The following is a 20,846-nucleotide window of genomic DNA, read 5'->3' as shown; positions in this document are numbered from 1 at the left end:
AAAGGACGCCCACGTCGTGGGCCGGAGTGGCCGTCCGGGAGGCGATGTCGAGCCAAGCGGGTGTCACGCTGATCGAAGTCATGATCGTGGTGGTGATCATCGCGATCCTGGCGGCGATCGCATACCCCTCCTATACCAAGCACGTGACCAAGACTCGTCGCGTGGCTGCCGAGGCTTGTCTGGCCAACTACGCCAACTACATGGAGCGCTACTACACCACCAATCTGCGCTACGACCAGGACTCGAGCAGCACGGCCAATCCATACACCCAGCAAGATTGCGCCACCGCGGCGCAGACCGGTAACTACTACAACTACCCCGCGCCTTCGACCAGTGCGGCCACTTACGTCATCCAGGCGGTACCGCAGAACAAACAGGCGACCAACGACGCCCAGTGCGGCACACTCAGCATGGATCAGACGGGGACGCGTTCGGTGAGCGGCACGGCGGGTGTAGCGGGGTGCTGGTAGCACCTTGTCATGGCGAAATCGTCAGCCCGGCGTCTCAGAGGTTCCGGGCGACACCGACAGATTTTTGGCAAGCGCACGCAACGGCGGATAGGGCGATGCGCGCAAGGAGACCAGTAGCGCTTCGCGGTAGTGCGGCGGCGCGAGTGGAAACGCGCGTGCCAGCAGCGCGACGGCCTCCGTCACGTGCCCGGTCTGCGTGAGCACCGAGGCCCAGCTGCACATGCCACGGTAGTCACCGCCTTCCGCCGAGTGGCGGTATAGCGCGAAGGCTTGTGCCCGGTCGGGAGCTACCTCCCAACCGTATTCATAGAACTGACCGAGAAAGTGCATCGCGCGCGCATGGCCCATGGTGGCGGCGCGGGTGAAGAGACGAAAGGCTTCAGTGCGGTCCTGCCGCACGCCTCGGCCCTGGGCATGCATCTGCGCCAGGTTGTAGATCGCCCAGTCCAGACCGTGATCGGCGGAGCGGCGGTACCACACCGCAGCCAGTGCATGATCAATCTCACAGCCCCAACCGTTCTCGTGGCAACGGCCGAGCATGTTCATCGCCATCGGCATGTCGGCATGGGCGGCACGCTGGAACCAATACAGTGCTTCGCTCGGGTCGAGCGATACACCTAGCCCATTCAGATACAACTGGCCCAACCAGGTTTGTGCGTCACCTCGGCCTGCGCGGGCTGCTTCATGCAGCAGAGTGGCGGCCTCCTCAGGCGCATGGGGCAATAGATGATTTACGGCCTCCAGATCGAGTGGAATGCCGACCGGTTCGCTCACGGCTCGCTCCATTGCCTGAGCAGGTTGTGATAAACACCTGTAAGCGAAAGCAGGGCGACTTGGTCGTTGGTTTGCTTCTGCTGCAGCGCCTGGATGGCCACATCCAAGTCGAACAGAATGCGTCGCTGCGCGTCGTCGCGCACGAGACTCTGGATCCAGAAGAACGATGCCACACGCGCACCGCGTGTTACCGGCTGCACTCGATGCAGGCTGCTGGCGGGGTAGAGCACGAGATCGCCTGCCGGCAGTTTGATGCTGTGGGTGCCGAAGTTGTCTTCGATGACTAGTTCGCCGCCGTCGTACTCTTCGGGTGCGGCGAGGAACAGCGTCGCGGAGAGGTCGGTGCGGATCGGCAGCGCGGGTTCACGCGCGCGGTCGTAGCGGATCGCGTTGTCGACGTGGAAGCCGAATTGTTGGCCACCACTGTAGCGGTTGAACAGCGGCGGGTAGATGTGCCGCGGCAGGGCGCCGGCGAAGAAGGTGGGATGGCGCAGTACAGCGTCGGTGACGATGGCGCTGAGCTCGCGCGCGATGGGGTGTTGTTCGTCGAGCTGCGCGTTGTCCTTGGCCTGGGCCGATTGATAGCCGGCGGTGATGCGGCCGTCCGTCCACGGTGCGTCGGCGAGTTTCTCGCGAAACATCTGCAGTTGCGCGGGTGTCAGGACGTCAGGGATGTGCAGCAGCATGGCGGCGGTTCCGTGGCATAAGCAGGTACTTCGATAACGAGCGCATTGATAAACAGAACGCCGCCCGGGTGATCGGGCGGCGTGGTTCCATCCGTGCCATCGCCTGGGCGGGTGAGCGCGCCGGGGCGATGGCCCTCCTTCAGAACTTGAAGTTCGCGCTCAGGATGGCGGAGCGACCCGGCGCCACCGTGGCGTAGTGGGAGGCGTATGCCTTGTCGAAGTAGTACTTGTTGGTGAGGTTCTGGATGTTGAGCTGCAGTGTGAGGTTGTGGTTGATCTCGTACGATGCCATCGCATCGAAGCGCGTGTACGACGGCACCCACTTGGTGTTGGCGGTGTTGCCGTAGACCTTGTCCATGTAATACGCGCCGCCGCCGATGGTGAGCGCGGGGGTGATGGCGTAGGTGGTCCATAGGGTCGCGCTGTTTTTCGGCGTGTTCGGGAACTGGTTGCCCTGGTCGCCCGGTGCGGCCGGCGAGGCTTTCACCAGTTCGCTGTCGAGATAGGTGTAGCCGGCGAACACCTGCCACTGCGCGGTGATATTGCCACTGATGCCGAGCTCGATGCCGTCCACGCGCTGCTCGCCGACGTTGGCCATCGGGCCGCCGCGCACGCCGGTGAGGGCGACACGGGCGTTGGTTTTTTCGCTGCGGAACACGGCGGCGGTGAGCGACACGCGGTTGTCGAGCACGTCCCACTTGGTGCCCAGTTCCAGGTTGCGGCTGGTTTCCGGCTTGAGGTCGGCGTTGCTCAGCGCGATGGCATCCGAACCGTCGCCTGCGTCCACACCCGGCGGATTGGAGGAGGTGCCGTACGAGAGGTAGATGCTGCCATTGCTCACCGGCTTGTAGATCACGCCGGCCTGGTAGTTCCAGAAGTTGGAGTCGTTCTTCAGTGTCGCGACCGCATTGGTGGCGGTAGTGACACTGGTGGAGCGCGTGCGGAAGTTGTCGAAGCGCACGCCCAGGTTGAGCAGCCACTGCTCGCTCAGCGTGGCGGTATCGAAGGCCCAGGCCGAGCGCGTATCGGTGGTGACACGTACCGGGTTGAGGCCGCCGGAGATCAGGCCGCTCCACGGATCGTTCGGATTCGGGTTCAGTACGCTGGTGCACCAGTAGTTGGAGGCCGCGCCGATGCCGTATTTGCGGGTACAGGCGCCGTTGACGATCGAGCCGGTGTTGTGGGTGTCGGCCGCATTGACTGCCGGGTCCACGCTGTAGCTGCTGCGATGTGTCTTCTCGTTGCCGATCTCGATACCGGTGGCGATGCTGTGCTTGATCGCGCCGGTCTCGAACTCGCCGGTGAGGTCGGTCTGATTGGTCAGCGCGGTGACGGCACTGATGCGGTTGTTATTGCGGCGCCAGATGCCGCCGTTGACCAGGAAGTTGCCCTGACTGTCGTCCGGTTGCGTCCAGATGTAGTCGTTGGTGACGCGCGAGTACACCGTGGTGTTGCGCAGCAGCCAGCCGCCGCCGAAGTCGTGTTGCAGGCGGATGCTGCCGACATCGGTCTTCTGTTTCTGGAAGTCGCGCTTGAGCAGGCCGTAGTAGGTGTCGTGCGGCACCTTGATCGGCTCGCCGTTGCCGTTGAGCCCGGCGTTCGGGCTGGTCGCCGCGAAAGGGTTGTTGTACGGCAGGCCGCTGTCCGGCGTGTCATCGCTTTGCAGGTGGTAGTAGCTCAGCGTGACGCTGGTCGCGGATTTCATGCCGAAGGTGACCGAGGGTGCGATGCCCCAGCGACTGAAGTCGGGACCGTTGCGGTCGGGAATGTCGTTCTCGTGCGCCATCGCGTTGAGGCGGAAGGCCACGTCGTCGTTCACCGCCTGATTCCAGTCGACGGTACCGCGGCGATAGTTGTCGGTGCCTACGCCGACACTGCCAGTGACGAAGTTCTGCGCCTTGGGCGCCTTGGTCACCAGGTTCACGCTGCCGCCAGCGGAGCCGCGGCCGGTATACGCGGAGCTGGGGCCCTTGGTCACTTCGATCTGCTCAATGTCGAACACTTCGCGCGATTGCGAGCCGGAGCTGCGCACGCCATCGATGAACAGCGAGCTTTGCGAATCGAATCCACGGATAAAGGGACGGTCACCGTTCGGGTTGCCGCCTTCGCCGGCACCGAAGGTAATGCCCGGCACCGTGCGCAGCGCATCGAGCAGGGAGACCGCGCCGGTCTCCTGCATGATCGCCTGCGGGATCACGGTAACCGCGCGTGGCGTATCCAGCAGTGGCGCGGTGAATTTGGGCGAGGTGGAGTTGACCGTGGTGGCGTCGACTTTCACGCCCTCCAGCTTCTTGGCCTGGTCTTCCTTCGGTGCGTCGGCGTCAGCAGCGTGCGCCGCGATGGGCAGTAAGGCCAGGCCGAGGGCGGAGGCTAGCAGGCGCTTGGGCGAAGAGGCTTGTGAGGAGATAAAAGCTTGCGGGGAGGGCATCGCGCTTCCTTGAAACAGGTAAAGGGCATGCATGGCGCGCCGCGGACGTCGACACCGATGCGTCTGGAATGTCTTGAATAAAGAAGAGGGCTGGCCTGGCGTCCGGGCCGGCGGCGCGCTCCTTCATGCGGTCCGCGCGAAGGTTGCGTTGGCCAGGCTGACTGCCTCGCTGAGCGTCGAGACAGTAAAACAATTGATAATGATTCGCAATAAATATCGTGAAAAGTTGCGATACAGCAGGGTGCACCGGTGCTGCCTGTACGCTGTGGGGCTGAATTGAGTCAGGAGTCAGGGCATGCGGATTCTGGTGGTGGGCGCGGGCGCTACGGGCGGTTACTTCGGCGGGCGGCTGCTGGAAAGCGGGCAAGACGTGACCTTTCTGGTGCGCGCCGGTCGTGCCGAATCACTGGCACGGAATGGCCTGGTCATCCGTAGTGCGAAGGGCGATGTCACCTTGTCATCGCCACCGGTGGTGCTGGCCGGGCAGTTGACTGCGCCGTTCGATCTGATCCTGCTGAGCTGCAAGGCCTATCACCTGGCGCAGGTGATCGAGGACATCGCCCCTGCGGTAGGCCCGCAGACCATGATCTTGCCGCTGCTCAACGGCATGCGCCATTTGGACCTGCTGGATGCGCGCTTTGGCGCGCAGCATGTGCTGGGAGGGCAATGCGTGATCGCGGCGACACTGAATGCCGACGGCGTCGTGCAGCATCTCAATCAATCGCACAGCCTCACCTTCGGCGAACGCGACGGCACGCGCTCGGAGCGCATCGAACGTGTCGCGCAGAGCATGGCGAAAGCCAACTTCGAGCCGCGCCTCAGTACCACCATCCTGCAGGACATGTGGGATAAGTGGGTGTTCCTTGCTTCGCTCGCTGGCATCACGTGTCTGATGCGCGCACCCGTGGGCGACATCGTTGCGGCTCCTGGCGGTTCGAAGGCGATCCTAGGCTTGTTGGACGATTGCCGGCGTGTGGCGAGCGACAATGGACATGCGCCCGCCGATACCGTTCTTGATCGCGCGCGCTCAGTGCTTACCGAAGCCGGTTCCACACTCAGCGCGTCGATGATGCGCGACCTGGAGCAGGGCGGCGCCATCGAGGCCGATCATGTGGTGGGCGATTTGCTGGCGCGCGCCAAAACGGCTGACGCCGAGCTGCCCATGCTGCGCGTCGCGTATGCGCATCTGAAAGCTTATGAGGCGAGGCGCTCGAGAGCAGTTGCTTCTTGATGCATCGTGGACAGAGTCGCTTGTAAATAAAAAAGCGCCGCACAGATGTGCGGCGCTTTTTTCATTGCTGCGGCAGACGCCGCGGCGATACAGGGCTTACCAGATCTTCACCTGCTTGTCGGCCGCGCGCACCATCGCATCGCCCGTCTTGCACTGGAACGCGGTAGCGAACGCTTCCATGTTGGAAGGTGCGCCGATAGCGCGCAGCGAAGCCGGTGCGTGCGGATCGGTGTTGAGCGAGAGCAGCGCCTGCTTCTCGCGCACGTGGCCGCGCCACACGCGGGCCCAGTTGAGGAAGAAGCGCTGGTCGGGCGTATAGCCGTCCACCTTCTGCTCGGTCGAGCCCGGGGTCTTCGACAGTGCGGTCTGCAGTGCGTCGTAGGCAACGTTGAGGCCGCCCAGGTCGGCGATGTTCTCGCCCAGGGTCAGCTTGCCGTTGACGTGCGCATCCGGCTTGTCCTTGATCGGCGCGTAGTCGTTGAACTGCTGCACCAGCTTGTCGGTGCGGCCGTCGAACTTGGTGCGGTCGTCCTTGGTCCACCAGTTTTCCTGGTTGCCGGCGCCGTCGAACTGGCTGCCTTCGTCGTCGAAGCCGTGGCTGGCCTCGTGACCGATCACGGCACCGATGCCGCCGTAGTTGATGGCGTCGTCGGCCGCGGCGTCGAAGAACGGCGACTGCAGGATCGCTGCCGGGAAGTTGATGGTGTTGTCGGTCGGGTTGTAATACGCGTTGACCGTCTGCGGGGTCATGCCCCATTCCTTGCGGTCGGTCGGCTTGCCGATCTTGGCGATGTCGTAGTCGTAGTTGAACTTGGCGGCGGCCTTGACGTTGGCGTAGTAGTTGTCGCCGCTGATGTTCAGGCCGGACCAGTCACGCCACTTGTCGGGGTAGCCGATCTTGGGCAGGAAGGTATTCCACTTGGCGATGGCCTTTTCCTTGGTGGCGTCGCTCATCCAGTCCAGCTTCTCGATGCGGGCCTTCAGCGCGTTGCGCACGTTGTCGACCAGCTGCTCGGCACGCTCCTTGGCTTCCGGCTTGAACACCTTGGCCACGTAGAGCTGACCCAGTGCTTCGCCCATGCCGCCGTTGACGGCACCGAGCACGCGCTTCCAGCGCGGCTTCTGCTGCGGCTGGCCGGCGAGGGTCTTGCCGTAGAAGTCGAACTTGTTGTCCTGGAACGCCTTGCTCAGGTACGGCGACGCGTCGTCGACGGTGTGGAAGCGCAGGTAGGCCTGCCACTGTGCGGTCGGCGCGGTGGCCAGCAGCTTGTCGAAGCCGGCGAAGAACTTCGGCTGCGACAGCGAGAAACCCTTGTCGATGGTCACGCCCTGGGCGGCGAAGAACTTCTCCCAGTTGAAGTGCGGGGTGACCTTGTCAGCGTCTTTCACGCTGACGAAGTGGTACTGGTTCTTCGGGTCGCGCTCTTCCACCGGGGACAGCGAGGCGGCGGCGAGCGTGGTCTCGAACTTCAGCACGTCGTCGGCCTGGGTCTTGGCGTCGGCCTCGGACACGCCAGCGAGCTGCAGCGCCTGGGCGATGTGCGTCACATAGGCGTCGCGGATGTCCTTGTACTTGGCATCCGAGTAGTAGTCCTTGGTGGGCAGGCCCAGGCCGCTCTGATTGGCGTAGGCGATCTGCATGTCGGCGTGCTTGAAGTCGGCGCCCGAACCGAACTGGAACACCTGGCCGTCGCCTTCGGCGTAGGCCTTGGTGATGTAGTCGGCCACGTCGGCGCCGCTCTTCAGCGCGGCGATGGCATCGAGCTTGGCCTTGATCGGCTCGGCGCCGGCTTTCTCGATGGCGTCTTCATTCATGCCCGACTGGTACAGCAGGCCGATCTTCTGCTCGATCGAACCGGCCTGCGCCTGGGCGGCGCCCTTGGCGGCGGCATCGACGATGTCGTGCTGGGTGTTGAGGCTGCTTTCGGCCAGCTGGTCGAAAGCGCCCCAGCGGGTGCGGTCTTCCGGGATCGGGTTGGCGGCCACCCACTTGGAGTTGACGAAGCCGTTGAAGTCTTGGCAGGCGTTGATGCCGGTATCCAGCTCGCTGACGTCGAACGGGCTCTTCTTGACGGCAGGCGCGGCGGCCGTGGTGCTGGCGGCGGCCGGGGCGCTGCTGCTCTTAGCCGGGGCGGCCTGCTCGGCGGATTCCTGCTTGCCGCAGGCGGTCAGGGTCAGGGCGAGGCTCACCGCAAGGGCGAGCGGCTTCAGGTACGGCTTGGTCATGGATTTCCCTCTCATGAAATAGAGCCCGATAGGGCGGGTTAGCGGCTGATGGCCGATCGCGCGCGGAGCCGCCCGGATCGTAGTCATGACTTTTGACGCTAGGTCATTGGTCATGGTCAGGCACAGTGTCAAAGGTCAGGGGCGCGTTCTGCAACAGGCGTGCGGCTGAAAAGCTGGCCTGACACCAGTAGGAGCGCACCCTGTGCGCGACAAGGCGGCACTACGTAGGAGATCGCGCACAGGGTGCGCTCCTACGAGGGATTTATCGCGCAGTCTTTTCGAGGGCGGCGGCATCCAGGCGCAGCACGGGATAGGCACCGACATCCTGCGCGCTGTACCAAGGCGAGCGCTCGAAGAAGAACTCCAGCCGCGCACCGGGACTGGCGGCGAAGGCGGGATCGTCGCGCAGCTTCTTGTCGAATTCCGTTTTCAGCGCCGGGTTCTTCGCGAGCAGGTCGCGCGCGAGCTTCTCCACTACGCGTGGCTCGCCGTACTCCTTCGGCTCGAAGATGGCGTTGAGGTAGCCCCAGCGCAGCAGCGAGTCGGGCGCCTGCGGTTCGAGCAGGTTGATGGCGACGTTGGCGGTGCGCTGGTTCATCGGCACGATGACCGAACCTGCCGGCAGTTCGACTTCGCGTGTGACATTGCTCTGGCTGAAGTCGCGCAGCATCAGGTGGCCTTCGAACGGCTTGCTGCTCCACTGTGGGTTGTCCAACTGATAGGCGCCCGCTTTGATCTTCAGTGGGTGCGACAGTCGGCGGTAGGCGATGCCGTGGATGTCGAGCTTCTCGATGATTTGCGTCCACTGCGCCGGAATGGCGTAGGCAGCGGGTGGATTGATGGACGTATCGGGCAGCAGGCCATTCCAGTTCTCGATGGCGTAGGTCTGCGGTTTGCTCGGGTCGTACTGGATCCAGTCGCTGTTGGAGATATCGCTGTGGGTGATGCTGAAAGCGAAACTCTTGAACTCGAATGGCGTGGACTTGGAATCCGGCTTGTAGGTCAGTGCCACCTGCGCTTTCGGATCAGCGGCGCGTGCCGCGACGGCCTGGTCGGCTTTGCGATTGATAGCGATCAGTGTGGTTGCGTCGTTGCCGATGTTCTCCAGCATCAGCTCCACAAGATCATAGGTGCCGCGCACGCGGTTCTCGTACGACTTGAGCATGTGCGTTTCGACCAGCAGCGCGGGGCGATTCTGTAGCGCGACATAGCCGGTGGAGAAGCGTGGACCCGAACCGAAGTTGGCAAGGCCCTTGCGCGGGTCGCGGCCATCTTTGAAGTCCAGATAGATCGCCCCGAGATGGCCACGCTTTTCATAGGCGGGCATCACGCGGCTGGTCATCAGCGCCTGCTGCCATGCGCTCACATCGGGGTCCAGTTTGTGCGGGTCTTCGGTATACCAGGTGAGGTCGTACTGATAGTCCGCGCCGTCGGTGGTGTGGATGTCCATGAACAGGTCGGGCAGCCAGTGCTGCCACAGCTTCAGCCAGTCGCGGATTTCCGGCGTATCGGCTTTCACGTAGTCGCGGTTGAGGTTGAGGTACTGCGCCTGGCCGCGAAAGCCCATGCTGTCCGGGCCGTTCTGGTTGATGCGGTGGAAGGGGCTGGAATTCTCATGTCCATCCACGCTGAACACCGGGATGTAGACCAGTACGACCTTGTCGAGCAGATGCGGCAGCTTGCCGGCGACGGCATAGTCGCGCAGCAGCATCAGGCCGGCGTCCTTGCCCTCGATCTCGCCGGGATGGATGCCGGCCTGCAACAGCACGATCGGCTTGCCGGCCTTGCGCGCCGCTTCCGGAGTGAAGGTGCCATCGCCACTGGCGATCACCATCGTCAGCGGACGCCCCTGTGGCGAGGTGCCGAAACTTTCCACCTTCAACTTGCCGGGTGCGGCAGCGGCCAGCTTCTGCAGGTAAGCCAATGTGTCGGCGTAACTCGGTGTGGTGCGGAAATGCGCCGCCTCAGCAGGCGTGGTCCAGTCGGCAGCTTGTGCGGTCATGGCCGCGGCTCCCAGCAGGGCGGACAGAAGAAGGTGGCGCGGGGTTATGCCTGATCCTGTCATACGTGATCCTTGGCGTTGTCGTCCGTCAGCGGCGTAACCGAGGCGGGCAAGGTATCGGGAGCAACAGCACCGCCGGAAATGATGAAGGCCATGGCCTGATCCATGGTCCAGTCGGTGGGCGTCAATTCGTCCACCGGTACCACCTCGAGGTAGCCGCCGGTGGGATTGGGCGTGGTCGGGATATAGACGGCGGCCATTTCGCGGCCGGTGCCTTCCTCAATCATCACGCGGGTGACGAAGCCGACCACCTTCATGCCGCGGCGCGGAAAGTCGATCAGCACCACACGCTGCACGCCCGTCGGCTTCTGTTGCAGCACGGCCATCAGTTTCTTGGTGCCGCCGTAGATGGTCTGCACCAGCGGGATGCGCGCGAGCAGCGCATCGAAGCCATCGAGCAGGCGCTGGCCGATCACGCGATTGGCCAGCCAGCCCAGCACATACAGGGCGCCCAGGGTCAGCACCAGGGCCAGGATAAAGAGCAGCCAGCCACGGTTGAGCGATTCGCCCAGGCCGGGCCAGGCCCGCGAGATGGCACCGACAAAGGCCCCCACCAGCGGCGCGCCGATGCCGGCCAGCATGCCCAGCACGAACTTGAAGACCAGCCAGGTCACCCACAGCGGGATAAAGGTGAGCAGGCCGGTGATCAGATAGCGTTTGATGCGCAATCGCCGCATGGGAGGGGTCATCGGTAGCGGGAAGACCGGCATTGTAGGGGGCGGCTGGTGCCATCAGGGGGTGACGTTCGGCCCTTTCGCTGCCGTGTGTGATTTTTTTTCGGCGCCGTGCGAACTGCTGATGTGGCTTGTTATCCGCGTCTTGAAGCGGATGAGGTTGGCGCGCTCGATGGCAAGCCATGCGGCTGGGCGTAGCGTCCAGCGCGTAGAGAAACTTCTGGCGGATATGCTGAGTTTCGAGCGCGAATAGACGAACGGCTAGCGCGCCCTCGGCTTCAGTCGTACGTAGATCTGCTTGCGCACTCGCGCCACGACTTCGCCGCTGGCCGTTTTGATTTCGGTTTCGAACCAGCGCAATACCTTCTCGCCGTTCGCGGCGGCGGCGCGCAGTTCGTCGACCACCGATGGCTCCAGCTTGAAATGCGCGTAGACGTCCTCGCGGCCCGGAGCGACGAAATCGATCGCGCCAGCCTTGTCCCACACGTAGTACTCGCTACCGAGCTGGTGCATTACCAGCAGCATCCATAGTGGATCGGTCATGGCGAACAGGTTGCCGCCGAATTGGCTTTTGACGTAGTTGCGGTTCCACGGGCGCAGGCGCAGTACTACGGTGGCTTCGCTCCAGTCGTCGCTCAGCGATTGCACGCGAATGCTGTTGCACAGGAACGGCGGCCACAGGTTCATCAGTCGCCGGAAGGTGGAAGGACTCATGCGATCAGAACAGCAACGAAGCCATGCGCCGGCGATAGCGGCCGACCAGTTCCGCATCGTCCAGCGTGGCGAAGGCGGCGAGCAGGCGCTTTTTGGCGGCGCCTTCGTTCCAGTCGCGGGCGCGCTCGAGGATGGCGAGGAACTGTTCCAGGCCGGCGGCGGCATCGTCTTCCAGCAGCAGGCGTACGCCGAGCAGGTCGCGGGCCTGCCAGTCGGCAGCGTCGGCTTGCACGCGCTGTTGCAGCTCGGTCAACGTGGGCGCGTCCTTCAGTGCGCGGGCCAGGTCGAGCTGGCTGCGCAGGCGCACCGCACGGCCATCGGTGGCGAGGTTAGCGGGCAGGGCGGCGAGCTCGGCTTCGGCGGCGTCGGCCTGGCCGGCGCGCATCAGGGCCAGGGCGAGATCGAGTTTCAGGTCGGCCTTGTCGGGCTCGGCGGCCATGGCTTGCTGGAGTCGGTTGATCGCCTGCTCGGGCGTCTCGACTTCGGCCGGTGCCGGTTCTTCCGCCGTACCACCTTCGGCGGGTTGCAGATGACGCATCAGGAACTCACGCAACTGGCCTTCCGGCAGTGCGCCGGCGAAGCCGTCCAGGATCTGACCGTCCTTGACCAGCACCACGGTGGGAATGCTGCGCACGCCGAACATGCCGGCCAGCTGCTGGTTCTTGTCCACGTCCACCTTGGCCAGGCGGAAGGCACCGTTGAATTCAGCGGCCAGCTTTTCCAGCATCGGGCCCAGGGTTTTGCAGGGACCGCACCAGGTCGCCCAGAAGTCCACCAGGATCGGGGTGGTCAGCGAGGCTTGAAGGACGTCGGCCTCGAAATTGTCCTGGTCCACATCGAAGACATGGGTGGCGGCAGTGCTGGCGGTCACAGGGGGAACTCCGGGTAACGAATCGGTTTCAGATCAGGGCGCGGCGAAGCATATCAAGGGTCGGCGCATCCTCAGATGACGGCCCCCTTTCTGATTAAAGTGCGTTTAAAGCGCCGCGACGACAGATTTGCGAGAATCCGCTGGATGACGAGCCCGGATCCAGGCACGACCCCCATGGCTGCGACGCCGCCGCTGCTGATCTGCGAGCACTGCGACACCGTGTATCGCCGGCGCGAACTGTGCTGCGGGGAGGTTGCCCGCTGCCTGCGTTGCGACGCCGTGCTGGAGCGCTATCACCGCTTGAGCGCGAGCGGAATGTTGGCCTTGGTGCTGACCGCGCTGGTGGTGTTCGTACAGGCCAATATCTGGCCGATCGTGACGCTCGGGTTCAACGGCACGCTGATCAGCACCACGCTGTGGGGCGCCATCGTAATGATGTGGCGCGAGCATTCGCAGGTGGTGTCGCTGCTGGCGGCGGGCACGCTGTTTTTCTTCCCGCTGTGCAAGATGCTGCTGCTGGGCTGGGTGTTGCTGTACGCGCGCCGCGGACAGCGCGCGCCGGGATTCCGCCTGGCGATGGTGGCGTTGTATCGGGTGGGGCCGTGGACGATGAGCGAGGTGTTCGTGCTGGGCGCCATGGTCGCCATCGTCAAGGCGCATGTGTATTTCGACGTGATCCTCAATCCCGGCATTTTTGCTTACGCTGCCTTGACCTTGCTGATCACCATCTTCGCGGGCATCGACATTAGGCGGCTGTGGGATATGACCTCGGAGCGCGCGTCGTGAGTGCATTGCCGCGCGCCAGCGAACTGGGCTTGATCGGTTGCCATGTATGCGGCCTGGTGTGCCGCGATACGGGTGTGGAGGGTGTGCACTGTCCGCGCTGCCATTCCCCGCTGCATCGTCGCAAGAAGGCGAGCTACAGCCGCACCTGGGCACTGCTGATCGCCGCTTTCATTCTGTACATTCCCGCCAACCTGTTGCCGATCATGCGCACGGTGAGCGTGGGTGATGTAGACGACAACACCATCCTCAGCGGCGTGATCGAACTGTGGGTGAAGGGTTCGCCGGATCTCGCGATTATCGTGTTCACTGCCAGCATCGTGGTGCCGATGCTCAAGTTCCTGGCGCTAGTGACGTTGTTGTGGAGTTCGCATCGCAACAGCGGCTGGGCGCGCCGGCAACGTGCCAAGCTTTACCGGCTGGTGGAGCTGATCGGCTATTGGTCGATGCTGGATGTCTTTGTGGTAGCGCTACTGACGGCGCTGGTGCAGTTTGGTTTGCTGAGCCTGGTGGAACCGCTGCCAGGGGTGGTGTTCTTCGGCCTCACGGTGGTGCTCACTATGTTCGCTTCAATGAGTTTTGACCCCAGGCTGATCTGGGATGGCAGGGATTCCGATGACTGACGACTTGAAACCCGGCAACGCCGACCTGCCCGAGCCGGTAGTTCACCGTCCGCGGATCAATGCGTCGTTTGTCTGGCTGATTCCGGTATTGGCCGCGCTGGTCGGCCTGTCGCTGGTAATCAACGCCTGGATGCAGGCAGGCCCCACCATCAACATCAGCTTCCAGAGTGCGGAAGGCCTGGATCCGGGCAAGACGCCGGTGAAATACAAGAACGTGGTCATCGGCCGGGTCACTTCGGTGCGCCTCAGCAAGGACCGCAGCCACGTTACCGCCAAGGTGTCGCTGGAAAAGAGCGCCGAAGGTTTCGCCACGGCGGATACGCGCTTCTGGGTGGTGCGTCCGCGCATCGGTCTCGGCGGCGTGTCGGGTATCGATACCTTGTTGTCCGGCGCCTTCATCGGCGCTGACGTGGGTGAGTCGAAAGAGTCGGAGGACGAGTTCACCGGCCTGGAGTCTCCGCCAGCGGTGACGCACGGCGCGCCGGGCAAGACCTTTACATTGCGCACCGACGATCTGGGTTCCCTCGATATCGGTTCGCCGGTGTATTACCGGCGCATCCAGGTGGGGCGCGTGGTGACCTATCAGTTGGATAAGGATGGCAAGGGTGTGTCGTTGCAGATTTTCATCGACGGCCCGAACGACCAGTTTGTCACTCAGTCCAGCCGTTTCTGGAACGCCAGCGGTGTGGATGTCTCAGTAGGCGCCGACGGCGTCAAGCTCAATACGCAGTCGCTGGCTACCGTGCTGGCGGGTGGCGTGGCGTTTCAGGCGCCGATGGGGCCGCATGACGAGACGCCGGCGACGGAGGATGCCGAGTTCCGTCTGTTCAAGGACGAATCCACCGCGATGGCGCCGCCGGATGGCGAGCCGAAATACATCCGCATGCGCTTCGATCAATCCCTGCGCGGTTTGAAGGTGGATGCGCCGGTCGAATTCCTGGGCATTCCGTTTGGTCGTGTGGTGTCGGTGAACCTGGACTTCGATGAGAAGACCCAGAAATTCCCGGTGACTGTGGGCGCGGTGGTGTATCCGCAGCGCCTCGGTCGCGCCCACGACAAGTTGGTGGCGCTGGCCAAGGCGCGCGGCGATGACGCTCAGCTCTCGCAGATGATGCGGAGTCTGGTCGAGCACGGCCTGCGCGCCCAGGCGCGCAGCGGCAATCTGCTCACCGGACAGCTCTATATCGCGCTGGACTTCGATCCCAAGGCGCCGAAGGTGGCGTTCGATCCGACCGCCAAGCCGATGGAGATTCCGACTGTGCCGGGCAGCTTCGACAAGCTGCAGGAGCAGATGGCGGAGATCGTGGGCAAGATCCAGAAGATCCCGTTCGACAGTATCGGCCGCAATCTCGACCAGACGCTGGGCGAATTGAATCGCACGCTCAAGCAGGTCAACGGCGACGTGCTGCCGGAGTTCAAGAACACCTTGCAGAGCACGCAGCAGACCATGGGTACCGCCAACAGTGCGCTGTCGCCGGATTCGCCGCTGCAACAGAACCTGGGCGGCACGCTGCAGGAATTGCAGCGCTCGGCGCGCTCGCTGCGAGTGCTCACCGATTACCTGGGCAGTCATCCGGACTCGCTGCTGCGCGGACGCAAGGCCGATCCCGCGCCGGCCAAAACGCCGCCAGCCGCCACGCAACAAGGGAGCAAGCCATGATCCGCAAGGGCACCATTTACAAGGGATGGCCCATCCTGGCCGCGGCCGCCGCATTGACGCTGGCCGCCTGTGGCGGTGGTTCGGCACCCGTGCGCTATTACACGCTGGTGCCGCCGGCCGATACCTATGTGCCAACGGCGACGCAGTCGGCTATCACCGCGCCGCCGGCCTCGTTCCAGTTCGAACTGCTGCCGGTCGGCGTGCCGGCGCAGGTCGATCAGCCGCAGCTGGTGGTACGCCAGGGCGGGCAGGGCGTGGCCATGCTTGATGGCCAGCGCTGGATCGCGCCGCTGGGCGATGAAATCCGTAGCGCCCTGTCGGCCGATCTCGCGCGGCAGCTGAAAACGCAGGATGTCAGCGGGTTGCCCGCAGGCAGCAAGCCGGTCCTGCGGATCAAGGTCGATCTGCGCCGCTTCGATTCGGTACCGGGCAGCTATGCGCTGATCGATGCCGCGTGGAGCCTTCGTTCGCTCAAGGGCAACACGTCGCTGTCCTGTACCAGTCGGGTGCAGGAATCGGTGGGCGAGGGGTACGAGGCGCTGGTGCAGGGACATCAGCGCGCCATCGACCGTCTCGCGGCGCAAATCGCCGCCGCCGCAGGGCCGCTGGCGGCTGGCCAAAGTACGGTCTGCCCGCCCGGCTGAGGCCCCAATCTGCTAGTCTGCCCCGTTCACCCGCAGCCACCGGTGGACGCCGGTTTTGGCTGCCAGAACAAGCTATGGCGCCGGACACATGCAGGACATCCAAGAACAGGGCACGAACGATCAGGCCACCGAACAGGCCTACCAGCCGCAGGCGGTGGAAACCGCCGCGCAGCAGTACTGGCGCGACCACCGCGCCTATGAGGTGAAGGAGGACGCCTCCCGCCCGAAGTTCTACTGCCTTTCCATGCTGCCGTACCCGTCGGGTGCGCTGCATATGGGCCATGTGCGCAACTACACCATCGGCGACGTGATCAGCCGCTACCAGCGCATGAACGGCAAGAACGTGCTGCAGCCGATGGGCTGGGACGCGTTCGGCCTGCCGGCCGAGAACGCCGCGATCAAGAACAACACCGCGCCGGCCAAGTGGACCTACAAGAACATCGAGCACATGCGCAGCCAGTTGCAGCGCATGGGCTTTGCGTATGACTGGACCCGCGAGTTCGCCACCTGCCGTCCGGAGTACTACCGCTGGGAACAGTTGATGTTCACCCGGCTGATGAAGAAGGGCATGGCCTACCGCAAGAACGCGGTGGTGAACTGGGATCCGGTGGATCACACCGTGCTCGCCAACGAGCAGGTGATCGACGGCCGCGGCTGGCGCTCCGGCGCGCTGGTGGAAAAGCGCGAGATCCCGCAGTGGTTCCTCAAGATCACCGATTACGCGCAGGAACTGCTCGACGGCCTGGATACGCTGCCCGGCTGGCCGGATGCGGTGAAAACCATGCAGCGCAACTGGATCGGCCGCAGCGAAGGCCTGGAAATCCATTTCGCGGTGGAAGGCGAGAGCGAACAGCTGACCGTGTTCACCACGCGCCCCGATACGCTGATGGGTGTCACCTTCGTTTCCATCGCCGGCGAGCATCCGCTGGCGCTGAAGGCGGCCAAGGACAATGCCAAGCTTGCTGCTTTCCTCGATGAGCTGAAGCACGGCGGCGTGTCGGAAGCCGAACTCGAGACGCAGGAAAAGCGCGGCATGGCTACCGGCCTGTTCGCCATCCACCCGGTCAGCGGCGAGAAGGTGCCGGTATGGGTCGCCAACTTCGTGCTGATGGGTTACGGCACTGGCGCCGTCATGGCCGTGCCTGGCCACGACGAGCGCGATTTCGAGTTCGCCCACAAGTACGGTCTGCCGATCAAGCAGGTGATCGCCGCGGGCGATGAAGCCTACGATCCGGCGCACTGGAAGGATTGGTATTCGGACAAGACGCGCGCCGATATGCGCGTGGTTCATTCCGGCGATCTGGACGGCAAGAATTACCGCGAGGCCTTCGATTTCCTCGCGGCCAAGCTGGAGGCCAGCGACCAGGGCCTGCGCCGCGTCAATTGGCGCCTGCGCGATTGGGGTGTAAGCCGCCAGCGTTACTGGGGCTGTCCGATTCCGGTGATTTACTGCCCGAAATGCGATGCAGTGCCGGTGCCGGAAGATCAGTTGCCGGTGGTGCTGCCCGAGGACGTGGCGTTCTCCGGTGTGCAGTCGCCGATCAAGGCCGATCCGGAGTGGCGCAAAACCACCTGCCCGCAGTGCGGCGGTGCGGCCGAGCGCGAGACCGATACCTTCGACACCTTCATGGAGTCGAGCTGGTATTACGCGCGCTACACCAGCCCGGGTGCGCAGGATCAGGTCGACGGACGCGCCAATTACTGGCTGCCGGTGGACCAGTACATCGGCGGCATCGAGCACGCCATCCTGCATCTGCTGTACTTCCGCTTCTATCACAAGCTCATGCGCGACGCGGGTCTGGTGAAGGCCGACGAGCCGGCCACCAATCTGCTGTGCCAGGGCATGGTGATCGCCGAGACGTTCTACCGCGACAACGCGGACGGCTCGAAGGACTGGATCAACCCGGCCGACGTCGAAATCCAGCGCGACGAGAAAGCGCGCGTGATCGGTGCCGTGCTGAAGAGCGACGGCAAGCCGGTGCAGATCGGCGGCACCGAGAAGATGTCCAAGTCCAAGAACAACGGCATCGATCCGCAGGCGATGGTGGAGAAGTTCGGCGCGGACACAGTGCGCCTGTTCTCGATGTTCGCCGCACCGCCGGAACAGTCGCTGGAATGGAGCGAAGCTGGCGTGGAAGGCATGGCGCGCTTCCTGCGCCGCTTCTGGCGCGAAGTGACCACGCATGCGGCCGGCCCGGATCATCCGGTGGTCGATCCGTCGGCGCTGGATGCCGGCCAGAAGGCCATGCGCCGCCAGTTGCACGAAACCATCCAGAAGGTCAGCGACGACTTCGGCCGCCGTCACTCCTTCAACACCGCCATCGCGGCGTTGATGGAGCTCCTCAACGGCCTGGGCAAGTTCAACGACAGCAGTGACCAGGGCCGCGCCGTGCGCCACGAAGCGCTCGAGGCGATGGTGCTGTTGCTCAACCCGGTGGTGCCGCACGTCAGCCACACCCTGTGGCAGGTGCTGGGTCATGCTGAGTCCGTAGTGGAAGACCAGCCGTGGCCGCAGGTGGACAGTGCCGCGCTGGTGCGTGACTCGCTGACCCTGGCGGTTCAGGTCAATGGCAAATTGCGCGCTACCATCGAGGTTGCGGCCAACGCCTCGAAGGAAGAAGCCGAGAAGCTGGCCCTGGCGCAGCCGAACGTGGTGGCCTTCTTGGAGGGCCAGACCGTGCGCAAGGTGATCGTGGTTCCGGGCAAGATCGTCAACATCGTCGCAGGATGAGAACCTCCTATGAGCACATCCCTATGAGTTCGGTGAGCCGCATGTTCAAAGCTTCGCTGATGCTGGTGTCCGCCCTCGCGCTGACAGCGTGCGGCTTCCATCTCCGCCAGAGCGCGGCCTTGCCGCCGTCGATGCAGCGCATGCATCTGAGTGGCGGTGGCGGCGATCTGACGCGCAACCTCGCGCGCGCGTTGGCAGGCTCCGGTGTCACGGTGGAGGACGCGCCGGGAACGGGTATCGCGGAACTGAACATCCCGGTGGCGAATTTCAGCACCGATACGCTGACTGTCAGCGGCTATGCTCGCGTTACGGAATACGCGGTGCACTACCAGGTGCAGTTCTTGGTAAACGATGGTGCCGGCCAGTCGCTGGTACCGCAGCAGACCATCAACATGTCGCGCGAATTCAGCTACGACGCCAGTAACACCATCGGCAGCAGCGCGCAGGTCGAAGAGATCCAGCGCAGCCTCAACGACGACATGGTGCAGGCGATCCTGTTCCGTCTGCAGGCCGCGCAGAAACACGGCGGCACGGTGGAGCCGGCGCACGCCACCAGCTCGGCCAAGTAAGCGATGCCGCTCAATTCCGCGCAATGGCAGAAGGCGCTGGCGGCGGATCACTTGCTGCCGGTCTATATGCTGGCCGGCGAGGAATTGCTGGTGCTGGAGGCCGCCGACGCACTGCGCGCGCAGGCGCGCCGTCTCGGTTATGCCGAGCGCGAAGTGCTCGATGTCGGCAACCATTTCGACTGGAACGACCTGGCCCGTGCCGCGGCCGGCATGTCGCTGTTTGCCACGCGCCGCCTGCTGGATCTGCGCCTGCCTACAGGGCGTCCCGGCACGGAGGGTGCCAAGGCCATCAACGAGTTTTGCGCCAACCCGCCGCCGGATGTCTCGCTGCTGATCACCGCGACCGAGTGGAGCAACAAGCACGAAGGCGCCTGGACCAAGAACCTGGACGCCGCCGGCGCGCTGGTGGTATTCAACGCACCCAAGCCGCACGAATGGGCCGCCTGGGTCGGTGCGCGGCTGGCCTCGCGCGGACTCAGTGCGACACCAGACGCCGCCGCGCTGCTGGCTGAGCGTGTGGAAGGCAACCTGCTGGCGGCTGCGCAAGAGATCGACAAACTTGTTGTGTTGCGCGGGCAGGACGGTGGCGCTTCGCGCATCGACGCCGCCGCTATGGAAAACCTTGTCGCCGACAGCGCGCGCTACGACGCTTTCAAACTGACCGACGCCGCTTTTGCCGGTGATGGCGGTCGTGCCCTGCACATTCTTGCCGGCCTGCGTTCAGAGGGCGATGAGTTGATCGCTCTCATGGGCTGGCTGGTGAATCAATTGCAGTTGGCTTTGCGCCTGGCCAATGCGCGCGACTTCGCCGCGCAGGCCCGCGCCGAGCGCTTGTGGCCGGCCCGCGAGCAGCTGTTCCGCAAAGCGCTGCGCCGCGCGCCGCGCGAACATTGGCTGCAATGCCTGGCGCGCGCTGCGCGCATCGACCGCATGGCCAAGGGCCGTGAAGCTGGCGAGCCGTGGTTGGAAGCCGAGCGCCTGATCGCCGCCATCGCCGAGCCGCGGGCAGCAAGCGCACTCGCATGAAACCACTCGCGCTGTTCGGCGGCACCTTTGATCCGGTGCATCTGGGTCATCTCAGCGTGGCCTGGGAAGCAGCCGAACTGCTGGATGCCGAAGTACGGCTGATGCCGGCCAACGTACCGCCGCATCGTCCCGCGCCGATGGCCAACGCCGAACAACGCGTCGCGATGCTGCATGCCGCCCTGCAGCGACAGTCGCGGTTGACTGTGGATACCCGCGAGCTGCGCCGCACCGGGCCCTCATATACCTACGACACCCTTTGTGAGCTGCGCGCGGAGCAGGGCGATCGTCCACTGGTGCTGCTGCTCGGTGTGGATGCGTTCGCGGGTCTGCCGAGCTGGCATCGCTGGCGGGAGTTGTTCGACGTAGCGCACCTGGGCGTGCTCAGCCGGCCGGGCGTTGAAGTGGAACTGCCGCATCAACTGTGGGCCGAGATTGACGCGCGTCGTGTCGACGACGTCAACGTGTTGCGCGCGCTGCCCGCGGGCAAGGTGATCGAGCTGGCGGTGACGCCGCTGGAGATTTCCGCGACGCGCATCCGGGAATTGCTCGCCGCAGGACGCGATCCGCGTTACCTGTTGCCTTGCGGTCTGTTCGACAATTCCGCTTTGCTGGCGCCCTATCGCGCGCGCTGAAGCGCGCAGTGTAGGAGCGCACCCTGTGCGCGAAAACCTGCA

General features: G+C 64.1%; 18 protein-coding genes. 10 read left to right on the top strand and 8 right to left on the bottom strand.

Annotated features, from left to right (window positions below; genetic code table 11):
- The first annotated feature begins 44 nt into the window (after positions 1-44).
- A complete protein-coding gene (locus tag ISS97_RS12255) occupies positions 45-470 on the top strand; it encodes a type IV pilin protein (RefSeq protein ID WP_379983791.1) in 426 nt (141 codons plus the stop codon).
- Positions 471-491: 21 nt separating this feature from the next.
- On the opposite strand, the gene ISS97_RS12250 is transcribed toward ISS97_RS12255, so the two are convergent.
- The 3 genes from ISS97_RS12250 to ISS97_RS12240 form a co-directional block, all read right to left on the bottom strand.
- Complete coding sequence (locus tag ISS97_RS12250) at positions 492-1,244, bottom strand: tetratricopeptide repeat protein (RefSeq protein WP_379983790.1); 753 nt, start codon at positions 1,242-1,244, stop codon at positions 492-494.
- Positions 1,241-1,930, bottom strand: coding sequence for a Fe2+-dependent dioxygenase (locus tag ISS97_RS12245; protein WP_379983789.1), 690 nt, complete (start codon positions 1,928-1,930; stop codon positions 1,241-1,243). Before ISS97_RS12245 ends, ISS97_RS12250 begins: the two co-directional genes overlap by 4 nt.
- A gap of 139 nt (positions 1,931-2,069) precedes the next feature.
- Complete coding sequence (locus ISS97_RS12240) at positions 2,070-4,358, bottom strand: TonB-dependent receptor (RefSeq protein ID WP_379983788.1); 2,289 nt, start codon at positions 4,356-4,358, stop codon at positions 2,070-2,072.
- Between the two features lie 295 nt (positions 4,359-4,653).
- Between ISS97_RS12240 and panE the strand changes: the two genes are divergently transcribed.
- The gene (gene panE / locus ISS97_RS12235) at positions 4,654-5,589 is read left to right on the top strand and encodes a 2-dehydropantoate 2-reductase (RefSeq protein WP_379983787.1); all 936 of its coding nucleotides are present in this window, start codon (positions 4,654-4,656) and stop codon (positions 5,587-5,589) included.
- 96 nt (positions 5,590-5,685) lie between these two features.
- Here panE and ISS97_RS12230 read toward each other — a convergent pair whose 3' ends face one another.
- The 5 genes from ISS97_RS12230 to trxA form a co-directional block, all read right to left on the bottom strand.
- Complete coding sequence (locus ISS97_RS12230) at positions 5,686-7,815, bottom strand: M13 family metallopeptidase (protein ID WP_379983786.1); 2,130 nt, start codon at positions 7,813-7,815, stop codon at positions 5,686-5,688.
- A gap of 262 nt (positions 7,816-8,077) precedes the next feature.
- Positions 8,078-9,817 carry a M14 family metallopeptidase gene (locus ISS97_RS12225; RefSeq protein WP_379983785.1) on the bottom strand — a complete coding sequence of 580 codons (1,740 nt, stop codon included), beginning with the start codon at positions 9,815-9,817 and terminating at the stop codon, positions 8,078-8,080.
- A gap of 59 nt (positions 9,818-9,876) precedes the next feature.
- Positions 9,877-10,554 (bottom strand): DUF502 domain-containing protein, encoded by a 678-nt coding sequence (locus ISS97_RS12220; RefSeq protein WP_379983784.1) that lies wholly within the window; start codon positions 10,552-10,554, stop codon positions 9,877-9,879.
- A 258-nt stretch (positions 10,555-10,812) separates the two neighbouring features.
- Entirely contained in the window at positions 10,813-11,265 is a 453-nt protein-coding gene (locus ISS97_RS12215; protein WP_379983783.1) for a DUF4442 domain-containing protein, read from the bottom strand.
- A 4-nt stretch (positions 11,266-11,269) separates the two neighbouring features.
- On the bottom strand, positions 11,270-12,136 hold the full coding sequence (gene trxA / locus ISS97_RS12210; RefSeq protein ID WP_379983782.1) for a thioredoxin: 867 nt from the start codon (positions 12,134-12,136) through the stop codon (positions 11,270-11,272).
- 174 nt (positions 12,137-12,310) lie between these two features.
- Between trxA and ISS97_RS12205 the strand changes: the two genes are divergently transcribed.
- From ISS97_RS12205 to nadD, 8 genes are all read left to right on the top strand, one after another.
- The gene (locus ISS97_RS12205) at positions 12,311-12,922 is read left to right on the top strand and encodes a paraquat-inducible protein A (protein ID WP_379983781.1); all 612 of its coding nucleotides are present in this window, start codon (positions 12,311-12,313) and stop codon (positions 12,920-12,922) included.
- The gene (locus ISS97_RS12200; RefSeq protein WP_379983780.1) at positions 12,919-13,542 is read left to right on the top strand and encodes a paraquat-inducible protein A; all 624 of its coding nucleotides are present in this window, start codon (positions 12,919-12,921) and stop codon (positions 13,540-13,542) included. Before ISS97_RS12205 ends, ISS97_RS12200 begins: the two co-directional genes overlap by 4 nt.
- Entirely contained in the window at positions 13,535-15,202 is a 1,668-nt protein-coding gene (locus ISS97_RS12195; RefSeq protein WP_379983779.1) for a PqiB family protein, read from the top strand. Before ISS97_RS12200 ends, ISS97_RS12195 begins: the two co-directional genes overlap by 8 nt.
- Positions 15,199-15,846 carry a PqiC family protein gene (locus tag ISS97_RS12190; protein ID WP_379983778.1) on the top strand — a complete coding sequence of 216 codons (648 nt, stop codon included), beginning with the start codon at positions 15,199-15,201 and terminating at the stop codon, positions 15,844-15,846. The genes ISS97_RS12195 and ISS97_RS12190 overlap by 4 nt, the downstream gene beginning before the upstream one ends.
- Positions 15,847-15,934: 88 nt before the next feature.
- Positions 15,935-18,577 carry a leucine--tRNA ligase gene (leuS, locus tag ISS97_RS12185; RefSeq protein ID WP_379983777.1) on the top strand — a complete coding sequence of 881 codons (2,643 nt, stop codon included), beginning with the start codon at positions 15,935-15,937 and terminating at the stop codon, positions 18,575-18,577.
- A 41-nt stretch (positions 18,578-18,618) separates the two neighbouring features.
- Positions 18,619-19,146, top strand: coding sequence for an LPS-assembly lipoprotein LptE (locus ISS97_RS12180; RefSeq protein ID WP_379983776.1), 528 nt, complete (start codon positions 18,619-18,621; stop codon positions 19,144-19,146).
- A gap of 3 nt (positions 19,147-19,149) precedes the next feature.
- The gene (gene holA / locus ISS97_RS12175) at positions 19,150-20,172 is read left to right on the top strand and encodes a DNA polymerase III subunit delta (RefSeq protein ID WP_379983775.1); all 1,023 of its coding nucleotides are present in this window, start codon (positions 19,150-19,152) and stop codon (positions 20,170-20,172) included.
- Positions 20,169-20,804, top strand: coding sequence for a nicotinate-nucleotide adenylyltransferase (gene nadD / locus ISS97_RS12170; protein ID WP_379983774.1), 636 nt, complete (start codon positions 20,169-20,171; stop codon positions 20,802-20,804). Before holA ends, nadD begins: the two co-directional genes overlap by 4 nt.
- Positions 20,805-20,846: the final 42 nt, after the last annotated feature.

The organism is Dyella koreensis (genome assembly GCF_044904565.1).
GTDB lineage: Bacteria > Pseudomonadota > Gammaproteobacteria > Xanthomonadales > Rhodanobacteraceae > Dyella_D > Dyella_D koreensis.
Note: the sequence above shows the minus strand (reverse complement) of the source record. Positions and strands in the feature narration are given on the sequence as shown.

Coding starts and splice junctions, on each gene's coding strand:
- ISS97_RS12195 (WP_379983779.1), top strand. CDS start 13,535: ATGACTGACGACTTGAAACCCGGCAACGCCGACCTGCCCGAGCCGGTA.
- panE (WP_379983787.1), top strand. CDS start 4,654: ATGCGGATTCTGGTGGTGGGCGCGGGCGCTACGGGCGGTTACTTCGGC.
- ISS97_RS12240 (WP_379983788.1), bottom strand. CDS start 4,358: ATGCCCTCCCCGCAAGCTTTTATCTCCTCACAAGCCTCTTCGCCCAAG.
- holA (WP_379983775.1), top strand. CDS start 19,150: ATGCCGCTCAATTCCGCGCAATGGCAGAAGGCGCTGGCGGCGGATCAC.
- ISS97_RS12180 (WP_379983776.1), top strand. CDS start 18,619: ATGTTCAAAGCTTCGCTGATGCTGGTGTCCGCCCTCGCGCTGACAGCG.
- ISS97_RS12230 (WP_379983786.1), bottom strand. CDS start 7,815: ATGACCAAGCCGTACCTGAAGCCGCTCGCCCTTGCGGTGAGCCTCGCC.
- leuS (WP_379983777.1), top strand. CDS start 15,935: ATGCAGGACATCCAAGAACAGGGCACGAACGATCAGGCCACCGAACAG.
- ISS97_RS12225 (WP_379983785.1), bottom strand. CDS start 9,817: ATGACCGCACAAGCTGCCGACTGGACCACGCCTGCTGAGGCGGCGCAT.
- ISS97_RS12205 (WP_379983781.1), top strand. CDS start 12,311: ATGGCTGCGACGCCGCCGCTGCTGATCTGCGAGCACTGCGACACCGTG.
- ISS97_RS12245 (WP_379983789.1), bottom strand. CDS start 1,930: ATGCTGCTGCACATCCCTGACGTCCTGACACCCGCGCAACTGCAGATG.
- ISS97_RS12215 (WP_379983783.1), bottom strand. CDS start 11,265: ATGAGTCCTTCCACCTTCCGGCGACTGATGAACCTGTGGCCGCCGTTC.
- ISS97_RS12220 (WP_379983784.1), bottom strand. CDS start 10,554: ATGCGGCGATTGCGCATCAAACGCTATCTGATCACCGGCCTGCTCACC.
- ISS97_RS12190 (WP_379983778.1), top strand. CDS start 15,199: ATGATCCGCAAGGGCACCATTTACAAGGGATGGCCCATCCTGGCCGCG.
- nadD (WP_379983774.1), top strand. CDS start 20,169: ATGAAACCACTCGCGCTGTTCGGCGGCACCTTTGATCCGGTGCATCTG.
- ISS97_RS12255 (WP_379983791.1), top strand. CDS start 45: ATGTCGAGCCAAGCGGGTGTCACGCTGATCGAAGTCATGATCGTGGTG.